14 protein-coding genes are annotated in these 17,591 nt (G+C 73.6%); 6 read left to right on the top strand and 8 right to left on the bottom strand.

The genetic code is table 11. The features are described 5' to 3' along the window. From ACK8OX_RS24620 to ACK8OX_RS24640, 5 genes are all read right to left on the bottom strand, one after another. The coding region (locus ACK8OX_RS24620) for a 2Fe-2S iron-sulfur cluster-binding protein (protein ID WP_430666931.1) at positions 1-1,330 on the bottom strand (1,330 nt) is incomplete at its 3' end. Beyond that, a complete protein-coding gene (locus ACK8OX_RS24625; RefSeq protein ID WP_430666932.1) occupies positions 1,327-1,596 on the bottom strand; it encodes a sarcosine oxidase subunit delta in 270 nt (89 codons plus the stop codon). The genes ACK8OX_RS24625 and ACK8OX_RS24620, both read right to left, overlap by 4 nt. Before the next feature lies 1 nt (position 1,597). Further along, on the bottom strand, positions 1,598-2,851 hold the full coding sequence (locus ACK8OX_RS24630) for a sarcosine oxidase subunit beta family protein (RefSeq protein WP_430666933.1): 1,254 nt from the start codon (positions 2,849-2,851) through the stop codon (positions 1,598-1,600). A 154-nt stretch (positions 2,852-3,005) separates the two neighbouring features. Beyond that, positions 3,006-4,172, bottom strand: coding sequence for an NAD(P)/FAD-dependent oxidoreductase (locus ACK8OX_RS24635; protein WP_430666945.1), 1,167 nt, complete (start codon positions 4,170-4,172; stop codon positions 3,006-3,008). A 5-nt stretch (positions 4,173-4,177) separates the two neighbouring features. Beyond that, positions 4,178-5,788, bottom strand: a complete 1,611-nt coding sequence (locus ACK8OX_RS24640; RefSeq protein WP_430666934.1) for an FAD-dependent oxidoreductase — start codon at positions 5,786-5,788, stop codon at positions 4,178-4,180. A 241-nt stretch (positions 5,789-6,029) separates the two neighbouring features. Here ACK8OX_RS24640 and ACK8OX_RS24645 point away from each other — a divergent pair, with 241 nt between their 5' ends. From ACK8OX_RS24645 to ACK8OX_RS24670, 6 genes are all read left to right on the top strand, one after another. After that, positions 6,030-7,502, top strand: coding sequence for a calcium-binding protein (locus ACK8OX_RS24645; protein ID WP_430666935.1), 1,473 nt, complete (start codon positions 6,030-6,032; stop codon positions 7,500-7,502). Between the two features lie 175 nt (positions 7,503-7,677). Then, entirely contained in the window at positions 7,678-8,436 is a 759-nt protein-coding gene (locus tag ACK8OX_RS24650) for a hypothetical protein (RefSeq protein ID WP_430666936.1), read from the top strand. Between the two features lie 308 nt (positions 8,437-8,744). Continuing rightward, positions 8,745-9,038, top strand: coding sequence for a hypothetical protein (locus ACK8OX_RS24655; protein WP_430666938.1), 294 nt, complete (start codon positions 8,745-8,747; stop codon positions 9,036-9,038). Positions 9,039-9,270: 232 nt separating this feature from the next. Next, positions 9,271-11,994, top strand: coding sequence for a beta strand repeat-containing protein (locus ACK8OX_RS24660; RefSeq protein WP_430666939.1), 2,724 nt, complete (start codon positions 9,271-9,273; stop codon positions 11,992-11,994). Positions 11,995-12,006: 12 nt separating this feature from the next. Continuing rightward, the gene (locus ACK8OX_RS24665; protein ID WP_430666940.1) at positions 12,007-13,809 is read left to right on the top strand and encodes a type I secretion system permease/ATPase; all 1,803 of its coding nucleotides are present in this window, start codon (positions 12,007-12,009) and stop codon (positions 13,807-13,809) included. Further along, positions 13,806-15,179, top strand: a complete 1,374-nt coding sequence (locus tag ACK8OX_RS24670; RefSeq protein ID WP_430666941.1) for an HlyD family type I secretion periplasmic adaptor subunit — start codon at positions 13,806-13,808, stop codon at positions 15,177-15,179. The genes ACK8OX_RS24665 and ACK8OX_RS24670 overlap by 4 nt, the downstream gene beginning before the upstream one ends. A 190-nt stretch (positions 15,180-15,369) precedes the next feature. Here ACK8OX_RS24670 and ACK8OX_RS24675 read toward each other — a convergent pair whose 3' ends face one another. The 3 genes from ACK8OX_RS24675 to ACK8OX_RS24685 form a co-directional block, all read right to left on the bottom strand. Beyond that, positions 15,370-15,585: a response regulator transcription factor gene (locus ACK8OX_RS24675; protein ID WP_430666942.1), complete on the bottom strand. Its 216-nt coding sequence runs from the start codon at positions 15,583-15,585 to the stop codon at positions 15,370-15,372. A 6-nt stretch (positions 15,586-15,591) separates the two neighbouring features. Next, positions 15,592-16,101, bottom strand: a complete 510-nt coding sequence (locus ACK8OX_RS24680) for a hypothetical protein (protein ID WP_430666943.1) — start codon at positions 16,099-16,101, stop codon at positions 15,592-15,594. A gap of 438 nt (positions 16,102-16,539) precedes the next feature. Further along, positions 16,540-17,307 carry a LuxR C-terminal-related transcriptional regulator gene (locus ACK8OX_RS24685; RefSeq protein WP_430666944.1) on the bottom strand — a complete coding sequence of 256 codons (768 nt, stop codon included), beginning with the start codon at positions 17,305-17,307 and terminating at the stop codon, positions 16,540-16,542. Positions 17,308-17,591: the final 284 nt, after the last annotated feature.

Raw genomic sequence — 17,591 nt, forward strand, 5'->3', positions numbered from 1 at the left:
AGGCGCCGGCGCTGCGCGTGCCGGGCGCCGCGCCGTCCGGCAGGAAGGTCTGCTGCGCCGCATCGAAGCGCAGCGGCGTGCCCGCCATGGAGGCGAGGTGGACGGCAGGGTTCCAGCCGCCCGAGACCAGCAGGAGGTCCGCCGCATGGCCGCCGCCCCGCCCCGCCGCGCCCACCCGGCGCGTCGCCACCCCAGTCAGCCGCCGGCTGCCGGAGGTGCCGCAGACCTCGCTCCGCGGCTCGACATGCAGCCCGGCATCGCGCGCGCGGGCCATGGCGGGGCTGTCGGCGCGCGGGTCGAGGATGGCGACGATCCGCGCCCCGGCCTCGGCCAGCCCGAAGGCGGCGTCATAGGCGGCGTCGTTGGTGGCGAAGACCGCCACGCTCTCCCCCGCCCGCACTGCCCAGCGGCGGGCATAGGCAAGGCCCGCGCCCGCCAGCATGACGCCAGGGCGGTCGTTGCCCGGGAAGGCGATCAGCCGTTCCTGCGCCCCTGTGGCGAAGACCACCTGCGCCGCCGCGATGCGCCAGAAGCGCTGGCGCGGCGCATGGGTCGGCGGCTCCGGCATGTGGTCGGCCACGCGTTCCACCGCGGCGAGGATGTTGTCCTTGTACTGCGCGAGCACGGTGGTGCGCGGCATCACGCGCACTTCCGGCATCCGCGCCAGCGCGGCCAGCGCATCCTCCCGCCAGCGATTCGCCTCCGGCTCGGCCAGCAGCCAGCCGCCCGGCAGGAAGTCCTGTTCGGCCAGGATCACGCGCGCCCCCGTGGCGCCCGCTGCCAGCGCAGCGGCCAGGCCCGCGGCGCCGCTGCCCACCACCAGCACGTCGCAATGCGCGCTCGCCGCCTCGTAGCGGTCCGGATCGGGTTCGCGCGCGGCGCGGCCAAGGCCGGCGGCGCGGCGTACCATCGGCTCGTACACCTTCTCCCAGAAGGCGGGCGGCCACATGAAGGTCTTGTAGTAGAAGCCCGCGCCGATGAAGGGCGCGACCAGCCCGTTCACGCTCATCGCATCGAAGGCGAGGGAGCCGACGCGGTTCTGGCTCGCCGCCGCGAGCCCGTCGTACAGCTCCGCCGCCGTCGCGCGCGTGTTCGGCTCCCGCCGGGCGCCGCTGCGCAGCTCGACCAGCGCGTTCGGCTCCTCCACCCCCGCCGAGAAGATGCCGCGCGGGCGGTGGTACTTGAAGGACCGGCCGACCAGGTGGATGCCGTTCGCCAGCAGCGCGCTGGCCAGCGTGTCGCCCGCCAGCCCGGCCAGGCTGCGGCCGTCGAAGGTGAAGCGCAGCGGCGTGGCGCGGTCCACATGCCCGCCGGAGGAAAGCCTCGTCATGCCCCCGGCACCTCCACCGCCTCGCCGGGCAGGGCGGCCTGCCGGATCTCATGCGTCACGGTGTGGCGCACCACGCGCAGCCATTGCCGGCAGGCGCCGTGCTGCCACCATTCCACATGCCAGCCGCGCGGGTTGGCCCGCAGGTAGACATAGTCGTGGAAGGCGTCCGTCCCGGCATCCGGCGCCGGGCGCGCCACGGTCGCGTCGCCGCGATAGGTGAACTCGCTCTCGTCGCGCGCGCCGCAATGGGGGCAGGGAATCAGCATCCTATTGCAGCCATCCGAAGGGGCCGTTGCCGCGTTCGTCCAGCATCCGGCCCTCGCGGAAGCGGTCGAGCGTGAAATGCGCGTTGAGCGGATGCGGCTCGCCCTTCGCGATGGTCCAGGCATGGCACCAGCCGGAGCCGGGCGTGGCCTTGAAGCCGCCGTAGCACCAGCCCGCCGTCATCGTCAGGCCGCGCACCGGCGTGGTGCAGATGAAGGGGCTGCCGTCGGGCGTCATGTCCATCACCCCCGCCCAGCTGCGCAGCATGCGGGTGCGGCCCAGGGCGGGGATCATGCTCATCCCCGCTGCCAGCACATGCTCCACCGTCGGCAGCGTGCCGCGCTGCGAGTAGGAGTTGTAGCCGTCCAGCCCGCCGCCGAAGACCAGCCCGCCCTTGTCCGACTGGCTGATGTAGAAATGCCCGGCGCCGAAGGTCACGACGCCGTCGATCATCGGCTTCACGCTCTCGCTCACGAAGGCCTGCAGCAGGTGGCTCTCGATCGGCACGTCGAAGCCGGCCATGCGCGTCAGCACGCTGGTGTGGCCCGCCACGGCGAGCCCGACCTTCGCCGCCCGGATGTCGCCGCGGGTCGTGCGGACGCCGCGGATGGCGCCGCCTTCCACGATCATCCCCGTAACCTCGCAATGCTCGATCACGTCGACGCCGCGCGCATCCGCGGCATGGGCGAAACCCCAGGCCACCGCATCGTGCCGCGCCGTGCCGCCGCGCCGCTGCAGCAGCCCGCCCAGGACGGGGAAGCGGCCATTGTCGCAGTCCACCAGCGGGCAGAAGGCCTTCACGCCGTCGCGGTCCAGCAGCTCCGCATCGATGCCGGACAGCCGCATCGAATTGCCGCGGCGGATCGCCGCATTCCGCCCCGCGTCGTTATGGAACAGGTTGAGCACGCCGCGCTGGCTCATCATCACGTTGTAGCCGAGCGACGCCTCCAGCCCCTCCCACAGCTTCAGCGAGTGTTCGTAGAAATGGTGGTTCTGCGGCAGCAGGTAGTTGCTGCGCACGATGGTGGTGTTGCGCCCGGTGTTGCCGAGGCCGATCGGCCCCTTCTCCAGCACCGCGACATTGGTGATGCCGTGTTCGCTGGCCAGGTAGAAGGCGGTGGCGAGCCCGTGGCCGCCGCCCCCCACCACGATGACGTCATAGGCCGGCTTCGGCGCCGGCTTCCGCCAGGCCGGCTTCCAGCCGCGATTGCCGCGCAGCCCTTCGGAGAGGATGCGGAGCCCCGAATACCCGGCCATCAGGCCCTGTCCTGCGCTGGATGCTGCATGGGGCCCATGGAACCGCCCCGCGAGCCCATCCGGCAAGCCCCCGCCGCGACAAATGTCGCAGCCGGTCGCGGCAAGGCACTGCCCCCTGCCCGGCCGGCGCGCATCCTGCGGCGCCGCCGCGCGGTCACGCTCCTGCCGCCGCGTCCGGCCGGGGCGCCGGGACCCATCCCTGGATCTCGCGCCAGTCGGGCTCCAGCTCCGCGAAGCGCGCAAGCGAAAGGGTGGACAGGTCGGCGAAGCCGCAGGCGCCGTCCAGCACCAAGTCCCGCACCGCATGGCCGGTCGCCGGCGACAGGCCGAAGCCCACGCTCGACAGGGTGACGATCACCGCATTGCCGGGATGCGCCGGTCGGTCGATCACCGGCCGGCCATCCGGCGTGTTCTCCACCGTGCCCGCCCAGCTGCGCAGCACCCGCGCATGCGCCGCCGCCGGGAACAGCTCCGCCAGGCGCCGGGCGATGTTGCGCGCCAGCGGGGTGGAGCTGTTGGCCGGCGCGGCGGACGGCGTGTCGATCCATTCATGCGGCCCGCCGCCATAGGCGAGGTTGCCGCGCAGCGTCTGCCGCCCGTAGAGCCCGTTGCCGTCCACGCCGCCGAGCGGCATCGGCGGCAGCGGCTCCGTCACCAGGATCTCGGCCCGTGCCGCGACGGTCGGCACCTCCAGCCCGATGCCGCGGGCCAGCCGCGTGGTCTGCAGCCCGGCCGCCAGCACCACCACGTCGCAGCCCAGCTCCCCGCGATCGGTCGAGACGCCGCTGACCCGCCCGCCGGCCATGGTCAGCCCGCGCACCGTGGTGTGCTGCATCAGCCGCCCGCCATGGTCCTGCAGGGCCCAGGCATAGGCCTGCGCGGTGCGGTGCGGGTTCGCGTGCCCGCCGAAGCGGTAGTGGTAGCCGCCCACCGCCGCGGGCGAGACGAGGGGCACGGCGTCGCGCAGCTGCGCCGTGTCCAGCACCTCCACCACGAAGCCCTGGCCGCGCGCATTCTCCACCGCCTGGGCGTAGAGCTCCATCTGCGCGGCATCCATGGCGACGCGGATGCGCTCGGCCTGCCATTCCGTCGGGTAGCCCAGCAGCTCGTCCATCATCGGCCAGAGCCGCTGCTCCTCGTGGAACAGCGGGCTGAAGTGGTGCGAACAGCCGCCGCCGTTGCGGCCCGACGCCTCCCACCCGACGATGCCCTTCTCCACCACCAGCACGTCCACGCCTTCGCGCGCCAGCCACCAGGCGGCGCTCAGGCCGGACACGCCGCCGCCCACGACGATGACCGCCGCGCCCTTCGCCCCATCCATGGCGCTCACTCGCTCGCCGGACGCGCGGGGCCGGACGCGGCCGCGACATAGCGCGCGGGCTGCTTCCAGACCGGGGCGAATTGCAGCGGCATGCCGAACCAGGTGTCCCAGTGGCGCGCCATCGCCGGGTCCTCCTGCCGGTCCGCGAGGGTGGAGAGCGGCAGCGGGCGGACCGGCGCGCGGTAGGTCGCGAGCGGCACCTCCCCCGGGTCGCAGCCGGATTGCAGCGCCATCAGCGCCGCCACCTGCTCGCGGCAGCGGCGGCCCTGGCAGACGCCCATGCCGGCGCGCGTCAGGCGCTTCACCTGGTCCGGATGCGGCGGCCCCTCGCCAAGCAGGCTCGCCAGGTCGCGCGCATTCTGCCGGCGCGACCCTGGGGCGAGGTAGCGGGGCGGCCGCACTTCCAGGATCTCCCGCGCGGTCACCTCCTCGCAGCGGCACACATGCGGCTCGCCTTCCGCCGCGAGCAGCGCCGCGCGCACCCAGCCCAGGCGATACGCGCCCTCGTCGCGCAATCCGCCGCCAGGGTCCGCATCGCGCAGCCCGGCGGCAGGGTCGCCCGCAGCGGCGGCCGAGGCGGCGCGGCGGCCCTCCTCCTCCGCGATGGCGGGAGAGAGGCTCTTCGCCTCCCATGTGCCGGCGCAGTCGCCGGCCGCGGAAAGCCCCGGGACGCTGCTGCGCATCAGGGCATCGAGCACCGGGACATGCCCGCCCCGCGCGCCGTCGTGCCGCAGGCGGCACCCGGCGGCGCCGAGCAGTTCGATCACCGGCACGGCGCCGATGGCCAGCACCACCGTGTCGCAGGCGATGCGCGTCTCCGCGCGCGGCCCGGCCGGCGGCCCGGCGGGCACCAGCACCACCTCCTCCACCCGCCCCCGCCCTTCCGCGCGGCGCGGGACCATGCCGCGGAACAGCGGGATGCCGGCCGCCGCGACCTCGGCCAGCAGCGCGGCGGGCCCGACCGGCTCCGCCCCCGCCTCCACCAGCCCGGCGACCTCCACCCCTGCCTCCCGCAGCGCGAGCGCGCCGGACAGCGCCTCGGCCGAGGTGCCGAGCACCAGCGCCCGCCGGGCATCCAGCGCGCCGTAGGCGGTGGCGAGCCGAAGCGCCGCAGCCATGCCGGTGACGCCCGGCAGGTCCCAGCCCGCGAAAGCGAGCCCCATGTCCCGCCGCCCGGCCGCGACCACCACCTGCCGCGCCTGCACGATCCAGGACCGCCCGTCCTCCGCCAGCCCGGCCAGCAGCCCCGGCAGCCAGCCGACATCGGCGGCATTGCCGTGGATGCCCCAGCATACGGTGCCGAGGCGAAGGTCCACCCCGGCATCGACCGCCTCCACCAGACGCGGGTTGCCGGCCAGCACGGCTTCCAGCATGGCGTTGCGGTTGCGCACCGCACCCGCCATGCAGCCGCCGAACATCAGGGGGATGTCGTCGCCCATCGTCGCAGGCGGGATCGGGTTCTCATCCACCAGCATCACGCCGCGGCCCTGACGCCGCCCTTCCAGCGCGGCGGCCAGCCCGGCCGCGCCCGCGCCGACCACCAGCAGGTCGGCCCGTTCCTCGACATGCAGGCGGCGACCGAGCGTCGAGAACGGGTCGAAGGGCGGTTGCGTCATGGCGGGTCCTGCGCGGCGCGGTTCGGCCGGGGGCAGCATGCACGGCAGGCGGATGGTGGCGCAACCATGCCGGCCCGCCCCTGTCCCGCCGACGGACAGGTTGGGTGGAGCCCCCTTCCCAGGACGGTCATTACCCTTTCGCGCAGGCCATCCTCGGCCGGGCGTACGCTCCATGCGCTCCCGCCGCACCCCATCCGATCCGTTACGAAGGCCATGCGCTTGCCGATTTCGGAGGATGTCGATGTCGACCAGAGCACTCACGTCCGGCGGCCGGCCCTACGCCTTCGGAGGCCCCCCGAACCGTGCGGGGGAGCCAGGGCGCGGGCTGGAGCGGGAGGACCTGTCCCGCCACCCCGACCCGCCCTTCGCGCTGCTGAAGCCGGAACCCGGCGACGCGCCCATGTCGGTCCTCGCCACCGCCACCGGCACCGCGACCGGCGAGAACACGCTCGCCGCCGGCCATGTTTCCGCGACGGTCATCGACCGCGGCGCGGTGACGCTGGCCTTCGGCACCGCGACCGCCACCGCCACCGCCTCCGACCCGGCCTCAGCCTTCGCCACCGCCGCGACCGGCGTCGAGGTCGCGGGCGCCGACCTCGCCCTGTCGCGCACCACCCAGGCCTCGGGCAGCGGCACCTTCGCGGGCCAAGCCTGGTGGACGGAGCAGAGCACGACCGTCTTCCTCGCGGTCGACATCGATGGCTGGCAGCCCTCGGCCGGCCCGATCGCCATCCATCACCTGGAGAACGAGGCGCCGGTGCGCGTGGCGCCGCCAGGCGGCAATCTGGCCAGCTTCACCACCGACATCGCGGCCTTCGGCGAAAACACGCTGGTCGACGTGCAGGTCGAGGCCATCGCGGTCGAGGACCGCCTCTCCTCCGTCAGCATCCTCGCCGCCGCGCAGGCGAATGGCAGTCCCTCCGCGGTGCCCGACGAGGTGCGGATGGGCGGGGTGCGGTCGGACAGGATGCTGTTCGGCGCGGGGGATGACTGGGCCTTCGGCGGGTTCGGCAACGACACCATCCTGGCCGGCCAGGGCGACAACACCGCCTTCGGCAATGCCGGGAATGACAGCCTCCAGGGCCTGGCGGGGGATGACTGGCTGTTCGGCGGCGACGGCAACGACGTGCTGCTTCTCGGCGACGGACGCAACATCGGCGACGGCGGCGACGGCAACGACCGCATCACCGGCGGCGGCGGCGCCGACGCCATCCGCGCCGGCCGCGGCAACGACACGGTGGAAGGAGGCGGCGGCGACGACACCTTCCTGCTCGGCGACGGCAACCGCGCCGGCGACGGGAACGACCTGTTCACGGGCGGCGGCGGCGCGGACTGGTACGTGCTCGCCGGCGCCTTCGGTCGCGACACGGTGCGGGACTTCCGCCTGGCCGAGGGGGACCGCCTCGTGGTCGGCGACGGGGACTGGGAAGGCGCGGCCGCGCTTGCGGCCCGCAACGGCCAGGACGTGACGCTGCAGCGCGCGGGAAGGGACCTGGTCGTGACGATGCTCGACGGCCAGCCCGCCTCCCGTCTGACGCTCACGGATTTCTTCGTGCTCAACCCCGCCTTCGCCGCCACCCGCGCCGGCCTGCTGAACGACGCGGCGGCCCTGCCGCTGCTGCAGCAGGTGTTCCACGGTTCGGACGGGGATGCCGCCTACGCCGAACGCACGATGACCTTCGGCGTCGCCGACATGCTGTCGCTGATCGCGTGAGGCTGGCCAGGGCGCGGAAGGCGCGCGCGCCACCGCAGTATGGCCGAGGCATCCGCGCGGAAGGCGTAGCACCCGGCCCTCCGCCGCATGACCTTCCGGCTGCTCCCTTCGTCGCCGCCCGCCTTCCGCGCGCCCGGCGCTACACTCGCCTCGCATCATCGGGCGGGCGGGCATCATGGCCACCAGGGTCTCGTTCATGTCGGGCTTCCGCTGGGACGCCTCCATCGTCCAGGGCGCGGATGAGCCGGAGGGCATGTCGGTCTACGTCACCGAATCCGACCTCCTCGTCGGCATCGGGGAGATCGACGCCGGCGCGGGTCCGGGCATCTCGGCGCAGGCGGGCGGCAGCGCGGTGGCCTTCGGCGGGGCGACCTCCGCCAGCGCGGCGGTCACGGTGCGCGTCGACGGCGACGGCGCGGTGGGCGGGGCGGTCGCCTCGGCCACGATGCAGGCCAGCGCCATGTCGACCGGCGGCGGCACGGCCTTCGCCTCGGCCAGCGCCTTCGTCGGCCTCGGCGAGGTCAGCGGCCACGGCTTCTTCCTGGACTACGACAGCACCACCTTCCGGCAGGAACCCGGCCTCAGCATCTGGGAGTCCGAATCGGCCGAGGCCGTGTACGTGATCGCCGGCCTCGACGACATCACCCCCGTCGTCGCTGGGATCGGCGACGACCCGGACGGGCCGGCCGCGATCTACGGCATCGACGACTTCGGCCCCGATCCCGGCGACTGGGCATGGACGCACGAGCACGACCCCGGTTGCGGCTGCGGCGACGATCCGGACGGCCCCTACCTCGACGGCAACTCCGCCTGGTTCGAGATCGACGCCGTGGCCTACGGGCACGACACGGTGGTGGTGGTCGACATATCCGCCCTGGTGGTCGAGGACGCGCTGTCGCAGGTCAGCGGCGCGGTCCATGCGGGCGTCGGCTGAGCCGGGCGGACCCATTCCTCCGGGCCATCCCGTCGAAGGCGCCGCGGCACCCTGCCGCGGCGCCTTTCGCATTCCCGCGCCGCGCCGCCTCCTCCCCCCGGCGCGGTCGCGCCGGAAGGCGTAGCGCACGGCGCCTCATCCCTCGGCGCAGATCGGCGGATGGCGGGGCGCGGCGCATCGCCCATCCGGCGCGCCTTCGCACTTCGTCGTCTAAGCCGATTGCCGCTTTGCCCGCCGCGCCGCGCGGCCCGTAGCGTCCGGCCTGTCGGCACGCCGCCGACGCACCCTCGGGAGAGAGGACAGGCACCATGAGCCGCAACAACAACCACGACTCCGACCTCGACCTGGACGACCTGGAAGTCATCTACGACACCGAAGCCTGGGTCGATGTCAGCATCGAGACGGACAACTCCTTCAGCGACCACGTGGACATCAGCGAGGACATCTGCTGGGAGCCGTCGGTGGACGGCAACAGCGTGGTGTTCAACGTGGACGCCCAGGCCTTCGGCGAGGACACGCTGGTGAACGTGAGCATCCTGGCCTTCGCGGTGGAGGACCAGTACTCGGCCTTCACCTCGTCGGGCGTGATCGTCGTCGGCTGACGCGGCCGGCCTCGCCGGACGGAGGGCCCGGGGCGCAAGCCCCGGGCCTTTTCAGTCGGGGGACCACGCACCGCCCTTCGGCGGAACCCCGCCGCGCCCTGCCCCGGAAGGCGGCACCCCCTAAGCCCAACGGTCCTACCCCGACCGCGCCACTGCCGCACCACGGGCCCGCTCCGTAACCTGCGCCACGGATCGGCTGCACGAGCCATCGCAGAAGGAGAGGGCAACGGCCATGGCGACACTGCCGCGCAGCTACAACCGCTCGACCATCCTCGGCGCCGGCGCCGACACCTTCACCGCCGCGACCAACGACCGGTGGGACGTCCTCGGGGGCGCAGGCAACGACATCCTCACCATCCAGTCCGGCACCACCGGCTCCGACCGGCTGCAGGGCGAGGACGGGAACGACCGCCTGTTCGCAGCCGGCAGCGACGACATCCTCGATGGCGGCACCGGCAACGACACGCTCTCGGCCGGCGGCGGCGCGGACATGCTGATCGGCGGCGCCGGCGCGGATTCGCTGAACGGCGGCGACGGCAGCGACACCGCCGACTACGCCGCCTCGAACGCCGCCGTCACCATCCTGCTCTCCACCCTCGCCAACGCCGTCACGCGCGGCCTCGGCGGCCACGCGCAGGGCGACAGCCTGTTCGGCATCGAGAACCTCGCGGGCTCCGCCTTCGGCGACAACCTCGCCGGCAACAACGCGGCCAACCGCCTGATCGGCCGCGGCGGCGCCGACATCCTGCGCGGCCTCGACGGCAACGACACCATCCTCGGCGACGACATGGCGGATGCGGACGGCAACGGCGTGCCGGACGACGACGACGCCGACGGCATCCCCGACGGCGCGGACGGTCCCGGCGGCGGCAACGACGTGCTGGACGGCGGCAACGGCAACGACCTGCTGCTCGGCGGCAGCGGCGACGACAGCCTGGTCGGCGGCTTCGGCGACGACACGCTGCTGGGCGGCGCGGGCAACGACCTTCTGACCGGCAATTTCGGCGCCGACAGCATCCTGGCCGGCGACGGCGACGACCTGGTGACGGCGGGGGACGGCAACAACCTCATCCATGGCGGCGCGGGCAACGACAGCCTGGTCGGCGGCTCCGACGCGGACACGATCCGCGGCGGCGCCGGCATCGACAGCATGCAGGGCAGCAACGGCTTCGACATGGTGGACTACGCCGATGCCGCCGCCGCCATCTCGCTCAACCTCTCGACCGAGCTGGGAGAGGCCGGCGGCTGGGCGGCGGGCGACACGGTGGGCGGCTTCGAGGGCGTGGTCGGCAGCGCCTTCGACGACACGCTGATCGGCAGCGCGGCGGCCAACCTGCTGCTCGGCGGCGCCGGTATCGACCAGCTGCTGGGTGGCACCGGCCGCGACACGCTGGATGGCGGCGATGGGTCGGACCTGCTGACCGGCGGCGCGGGGGGCGATTCGCTCGTCGGCGGCGCGGGGGTCGACACCGCGCTCTACGCCGGCGCGCCCGGCGCCGTCACCATCGCGCTCGACGGCTCGCTGCCCAACATCGACGGCGAGGCGGCCGACACGGTCGGCGGCGACACGCTGGTGGGGGTCGAAAACCTCGTCGGCTCCGCCTCCGGCGACACGCTGCTGGGCGATGCCGCGGCGAACCTGCTTCAGGGCGAAGGCGGCGACGACCTGCTGGACGGGCGTGACGGCAACGACAACCTGTTCGGCGGGCTCGGCGCGGACCTGCTGCGCGGCGGCGCGGGCAGCGACATCGCGCTCTACGCCACATCCGCCACCGGCGTCGTCGTGTCGCTGACCGATGCGGCGGCGAATGCCGGCGACCAGGCGGCGGGCGACACGCTGGAGAGCATCGAGAACCTCGGCGGCTCCGAACAGGCCGACACGCTGGAAGGCGATGCCGGCGGGAACCGGCTGGACGGCAACGGCGGCGCGGACAGCCTGGCGGGGCGGGACGGCAACGACACGCTGCTCGGCTTCGCGGGCGACGACATCCTGGTGGGAGGCCTCGGCGGCGACGTGATCGACGGCGGCCTCGGCACCGACACCGCGACCTATGCCGCCGCGGCCGGCGCGGTGTTCGTGGTGATCGGCGGCACCGTGTCCAGCACCGTCGCCGGCGAGGCGCAGAACGACACCGTCTTCTCCACCACCGAGAACCTGCGCGGCAGCGATTTCGGCGACACGCTCGTCGGCTCCAGCACCACGACCGTGCCCGGCGTCAACTTCGACAACCTGCTCGAAGGCGGCCTTGGCAACGACCGGCTGGAGGGCCGCGGCGGGGCGGACACGCTCGACGGCGGCGCCGGCAGCGACATCGCCACCTTCGAGAACTCGACCGCCGGCGTGACCGTCGCCCTCGACGGCTCGGTGGCGAATGCCGGGGATGCGGCGGGCGACGTCTACATCTCGATCGAGACCTTCCTCGGCTCGAACCTCAACGACCTGTTCATCGGGAACGCCGCCACGAACAGCCTTCAGGGGAATGGCGGCGCCGACACGCTGCGCGGGCTGGACGGGGCGGACCTGCTGGTCGGCGGCGGCGGCAACGACCGGTTGGAGGGCGGGAACGGCGGCGACATCCTGATCGGAGGCACCGGCATCGATTCGATGTTCGGCGGCGCCGATGCCGACACCTTCCGCTGGCTCGCTCCCTCCGAGGGCGCGGCCTCCGGTCCGATCAGCACCACCACGGTGGACCGGGTGGAGGACTTCGTGCGCGGCGCCGACCGGCTCGACCTCTCGCCGATCGCCGCGGGCCTCGGCGTCGCCAACCTCGGATGGGCCGGGACGGGTGCCTTCCTCGCGAACACCTTCTCGGTGCGCTACACGCCGCAGGCGGCGCTCGGCGCGACCCTGGTGCAGGTCAACACCGACACCGTGCCGGGCACCGCCGAGATGAACTTCCTCGTCTTCGGCACCACCGTCCTGGCGCAGAGCGACTTCATCGGCGTGGTCTGAAGGGCGGGGGCGATGGTCTCGATCGCGCCGCCCGCCGGGCGACGACGGAAGACGGAGCTGGACCGGGCATTGGCGGCCTGCCGCGCCAATGCCGGGTCGCTGCTGCTGTTCAGCCTCGGCGCGAACCTGCTGCTGCTCGCCTCGCCGCTCTACATGCTCCAGGTCTACGACCGCGTCATGGTCACCGGCCGGGTCGAGACGCTGGTGCTGCTGACGCTGCTGACCTGCGGCGCGCTGCTGGTCTTCGGCCTGATCGACGCGCTGCGCGGGGCGATCCTGGCGCGCACCGCCGCCTGGCTCGGCGAGAGGCTGGGGCCGCCGCTGCTCGGCGCCAGCGTGCGGGCCCGGCTGCATGGCGACACCGCCGGCGCGCAGCCGCTGCGGGACCTCCAGCAGGTGCAGGCCTTCGTCTCCTCCGCGGCCGTGCCGGCGCTGTTCGACGCGCCGTGGACGCCGGCCTTCCTCGTGCTCATCTGGATCCTGCATCCCTGGCTCGGCATGCTCGCCGTCGGCTCCGCCGTGCTGCTGCTGCTGCTCGGCCTCGCGCATGAATGGGTGACGCGCGGCGCGAGCCTCAGCGGCGCCATGGCGCAGATCGTTGCCACCCAGCAGGCCGAGGCGACGATCCGCAACGCCGAGGCGGTGCGCGCCATGGGCATGCTGCCGGCGCTGCTGGTGCGCTGGGAGCGCGTCAGCGCCGCCGGGATCGAGGCGCAGTGCCGCGGCGCGGAACGCGGCGCGATGCTGCTCGGCCTGGCGAAGTTCCTGCGCATCTTCGTCCAGTCCGCGGTGCTCGGCCTCGGTGCCTACCTGGTCCTCCTCGGCGAGGCGACGGGGGGCGTGATGATCGCCTCCTCCATCCTGCTCGGCCGCGCGCTCGCGCCGGTCGAGGGCGCGATCGGCGCGCTGCGCGGCCTCGGCCTCGCACGGGTCGCCTGGGGGCGGCTGCAGTCCAAGCTCCAGGCGATGCCGCCGCCGCCGGAACGCATGCGCCTCCCCTCCCCCGCCGGCGCGCTGACGCTCGACCGCGTCACCTACAACGCCGCGGGCGGGCGCGGGCCGATCCTCCAGGGCGTCACCTTCCGCGCCAGTCCCGGCGAGGCGGTGGCGGTGATCGGCCCCTCGGCGGGTGGCAAGAGCACGCTCTGCCGCCTCATCACCGGCATCCTCGACCCGTCCTCGGGCGAGGTGCGGCTTGACGGGTCCGAGATCCGCCACTGGGAGCCGGAGCAGCTCGGCCGCTATGTCGGCTACCTGCCGCAGGACGTGGAGCTGTTCGCCGGCACGGTGCGGGAGAACATCGCCCGCATGGGCACGGTCGACGACGCGGCGGTGGCGGAAGCCGCGCGGCTCGCGCATGCGCATGAGATGATCCAGCGCCTGCCGCAGGGCTACGACACGCAGATCGGCGAGGGCGGGGCGAGGCTCTCGGGCGGGCAGCGGCAGCGGATCGGGCTTGCGCGCGCGCTCTACGGCGTGCCGCGGCTGATCGTGCTGGACGAGCCGAACGCCAATCTGGACCAGGCGGGGGAGGCCGCGCTGTCCGCCGCGATCGAGGCGATGAAGGGCCGCGGCGCGACGCTGCTGATCGTCGGCCACCGCCCTTCCACCATCGCGCAGGCGGACCGCATCCTCGTCCTCAAGGATGGGCGGGTGGAACGCTTTGGCACGCGCGACGAGGTGCTGAAGGTCATGCGCGTCGCGGCGGTCGGCCGCGCGGCGGAAAGCGCGGCGGTCGGCCGCGCGGCGGATGCCCCGCCTGTGCGGGAGGAGGCCGGCGCCGCGGGCGCGGCGCAGGCGGGGGGCACGCCATGAACGGCCAGGCCGGCATGCCGCTGGAGATCCGCCCGGAACGGCCGGTCGCGCCGCTCGATCTCGGGCTCGACGCCGCGGCGCTGCGGCGGACGGTGCGGCGGCCTTTCCGCATCGGGATGGGGCTGATGACCGTCTTCCTCGGCGGCTTCACCGCCTGGGCGGTCACGGTGCCGATCGCCGGCGGGGCGGTGGCGCCGGGTGTGGTCAGCCCGGATGGCAGCCGGCGCACGGTGCAGCACCTGGAAGGCGGCATCATCGCGAGCCTCGCCGTGCGCGACGGCGACCGCGTGCTGGCCGGCCAGCCGCTGGTGGTGCTGGAAAGCGTGCAGGCGCGCGCCGCCTTCAACGCGCTGCAGAACCAGTACGTGACGCTGCGCGCCATGCAGGCACGGCTGCGGGCCGAACAGGCGGGACTCATGGCGATCGACCTGCCGGACGACGTGCTGACGGCGCTGTCCGACCGCGAGCTGGCGCTGATCGTCCAGGCCCAGCGTTCCCTGTTCGAGACGCGCCGCGCCGCGCATGAGAGCAAGCGCGCCGTGCTGCGCCAGCGCATCGAGCAGTCGCGCGAGCAGATCCGCGGCGCGGAGGCGCAGATCGCCAGCGCGACGGAGCAGCTCTCCCTCATCGCCGACGAGCTGCGCGGGAAGGAGACGCTGCTGCGCCGCGGCCTGGTGCCGCGGCCGGAGGTGCTGCGCCTGCGTCGCGTCCAGGCCGAGATCGAGGGGCGGCGCGGCGAGTACCAGGGCACCGTCGCGCGCACCCAGCAGCAGATCGGCGAGGCGGAGATGCAGATCCTCGGCCTCGACGCCGAGCGCGCCGACCAGGTGTCCCAGCAGCTCGACCAGGTGCGGGCGGAGCTGGCGGGGGTGACGGAACGGCTGAACGCCAGCCGCGACGTGCTGACGCGCACGGTGGTGACCGCGCCGGTCCCCGGCACGGTGGTCGGCATGCGCTTCCGCACGGTCGATGGCGTCGTGCGGCCGGGGGAGGCGATCCTCGACATCGTGCCGGCCGAGGAGAAGCTGCTGGTGGATGCGCGCGTCGCGCCGACCGATGTCGACGTGGTGCGCAACGGCATGCAGGCGCAGGTCCGCTTCACCGCCTTCGCCGGCCGCAACCTGCCGCGGATCGAGGGCACGGTCCGCTCCGTCTCGGCCGACCGCCTGACGGATGATTCGACGCGCCAGCCCTACTACCTCGCGCGGGTCGAGGTGACGCGCGAGGCGCTGGCCAGCCTCGGGCGGGAGGTGGAACTGGTGCCCGGCATGCCGGCCGAGGTGCTGATCGTCCGCCGGGAGCGGACGATGATGGACTACCTGATCGAGCCCCTGCGCGACGCCTTCCGCCGCAGCTTCCGCGAGGTGTAGCGCCCCGCATCGCCGCCCGCGCGGCCGGGCCGGAAGGACGGCGTCACACCCGGCCCACGAAGTCCCGACCTGCGGCCCGCGAAGCGGGCCGAGCGCCCGAACGGGCGCCGCCGCAAGTGCGGCGAAGCCGAGCGCGGAGGCGCGCTGGCGTCGGAAGCATGAAGTGCGTCAGCACTTCATGAGCCGAGTATCATATCACGCAGCGCAGCAGCTGCACCGGCGCGGGCGCGCGGTCATTCGCGGGCTCCACCTCCTGCCCGAGCCCGACGAGCACCGCCTGGGTGCGGTTGGCGGCGCCGAGCTTCTTCATGATCTGCCGGACCTGCGCCTTCACGGTGGATTCGCGCAGGCCGAGCAGCCGCGCGATCCCCTTGTTCGACCGCCCCGCGCGCAGATGCACCAGCACCGCCCTTTACTGCTCGCTCAGCACGTTGCGCGGCAGGCGGCGGTCCTGCGGCACGGCGCGGTCCGGCCCGGCGCGCATCGCGCGCGGCCGGAAGCGTTCCAGCAGCGCGCCGGGCGGGAAGAAGGACCCGCCGCCGATGATGAAGGAGAAGGCGCGCAACGCGATCTCCGGCGCGGTGCTGGTCGGGATGAAGCCGCGCGCGCCGGCGCGGACGGCGGCCAGGATCTCCTCCGGCTGCTCGGTGTCGGCGATGACCGCAACGGGGGCCGCGTCGGCGGCCTGCAGGACGCCCTGCAGCCAGCCTGCCGCCACCACATCGCCCAGCGACGCCGAGCCGATGTCGAGGATCGCCAGCGCACAGCCGCCGGCCTCGTCCAGCGCCTCCCGCGCGGCGGCAGGGCGCGCGGGGCTGAGGGTCATGCGCCCCGCATCGGCCCAGTCACGCAGCAGCGCGACCAGGCTGGCGGCGCGGAGCGGCTGGAAGCAGACGACGAGGACGCAAGGGCTCCTCGCCACGGCGGAGGTTGGTTGCACGGCCCCCCCATACGGGCTGCGGCTGCGTCCCGCGCCGGGCGGCCGCGGCGCGATGCCGCGCCATGCCGACCGAACGTCCCGGGACTTCATGCGCGGAATCTATCACAACCCTGGCGGGTGCCGCCGGCGCTGAGGGTGAATGCACCTCAGGAGGACGTTGCACCGCATCATGCACATTCGCGCAGGCAGCGCCGAGGCGGATCGTTGGGTGTATCCCCCCGCGCGCGATCGGCTGATCCCGATGTCGCGGGTGCGCAAAGAAGGAACCGGCTTCGCGCGGGCACGCCGCGACCTGCAGCGGCGTGCGCAGACCTCGTGGAGCGCGCAGGAATCCTCCGGCCGGGCGGCTGGTCCGCCGCGCCCGCGATTCACGCCCTGCGTATGCCCGCCTGCGGCGTGCGCACTGGGGACGATCGCGGGCTAGATCGCGACGGCCAGGCGGTCCAGGCTGCGCGCGGGCGGCTTGTCCGGCAGTTCGGCCGGCGCCGGCACGGATGCGATCTCGGCCGTCTCGCGCGTCAGCTCCAGCGCATGCAGGGCGGCCTGGGTGCGGTTCGACGCCTTCAGCTTGCGCATGATCTGCCGGACATGGACCTTCACCGTCGATTCGCACATGCGCAGGTCGATCGCGATGCGCTTGTTGGAATAGCCGTGGCCGAGCAGCCGCAGCACGTCGCGCTGCCGGCCCGTCAGCGCATCCAGGCCCGTCCTTGGCGCACCGACCGCTCCGTGGCGGTCGGGATGCTCGCCGCGGTCCGCCAGCAGGGCGGCCGGCGGGAAGACGGTGCCGCCCCCCGCGATGAAGCGCAGCGCGCCGCACATGACGCGCGGCTCGATCCGCGTCGTGATGAAGCCGCGCACCCCGATGGAGAAGGCGGCGACCACATCCTCCGGCGGGTCCTGGTCCGCCAGCACCACCACCGGGATGTCGCCCGCGCGCCGCAGCGTGTCCTGCACCGCATCCGCGCTGGCCGCGGCCGAGGCGCCCCCGATGCTCAGCAGCAGCAGCGAGGCCGGCGGCTGGTCGAGGGGCAGGGGCGATGTCGGCGCCATGCTCAGGATGTCGAAGCCGCCGCCCCAGTCCTTCGGCAGGTCCTGCAGGAAACGTTGAAGGCTGGCCCGGCGCAACGGATGATCGTCGATCAGGAGAACGCGCAGCGGTGTGGTTTCGCTGTCCGGGGAATACATTCTTCGACACTCCGCATGACGCCAGGTGGGGTGGACGAAGGCGAGCAGTTCCGCGAATGCGGGGACGGCCGAAGGAAGTGCCCGGGACGGGACGACGCCGCTGGGCAGCCACGCTGGTCCGGCCGCCCTGCGCCCCGCTGCCGGTGGCGCGCACCGGGCGAGGCTGTCACGCGGGGTACGGCACGGTTCCCAAGGCACTGGCCGGCCGGGTTTCCTCGATGCGATCCTCTCAGGTCAGGCGAGCAATAATCGTATTTTGTATATGTTATCCCTGCGTCGCAGGT

The sequence above is a fragment of the Falsiroseomonas sp. CW058 genome (genome assembly GCF_050563535.1).
Lineage (GTDB): Bacteria > Pseudomonadota > Alphaproteobacteria > Acetobacterales > Acetobacteraceae > Falsiroseomonas.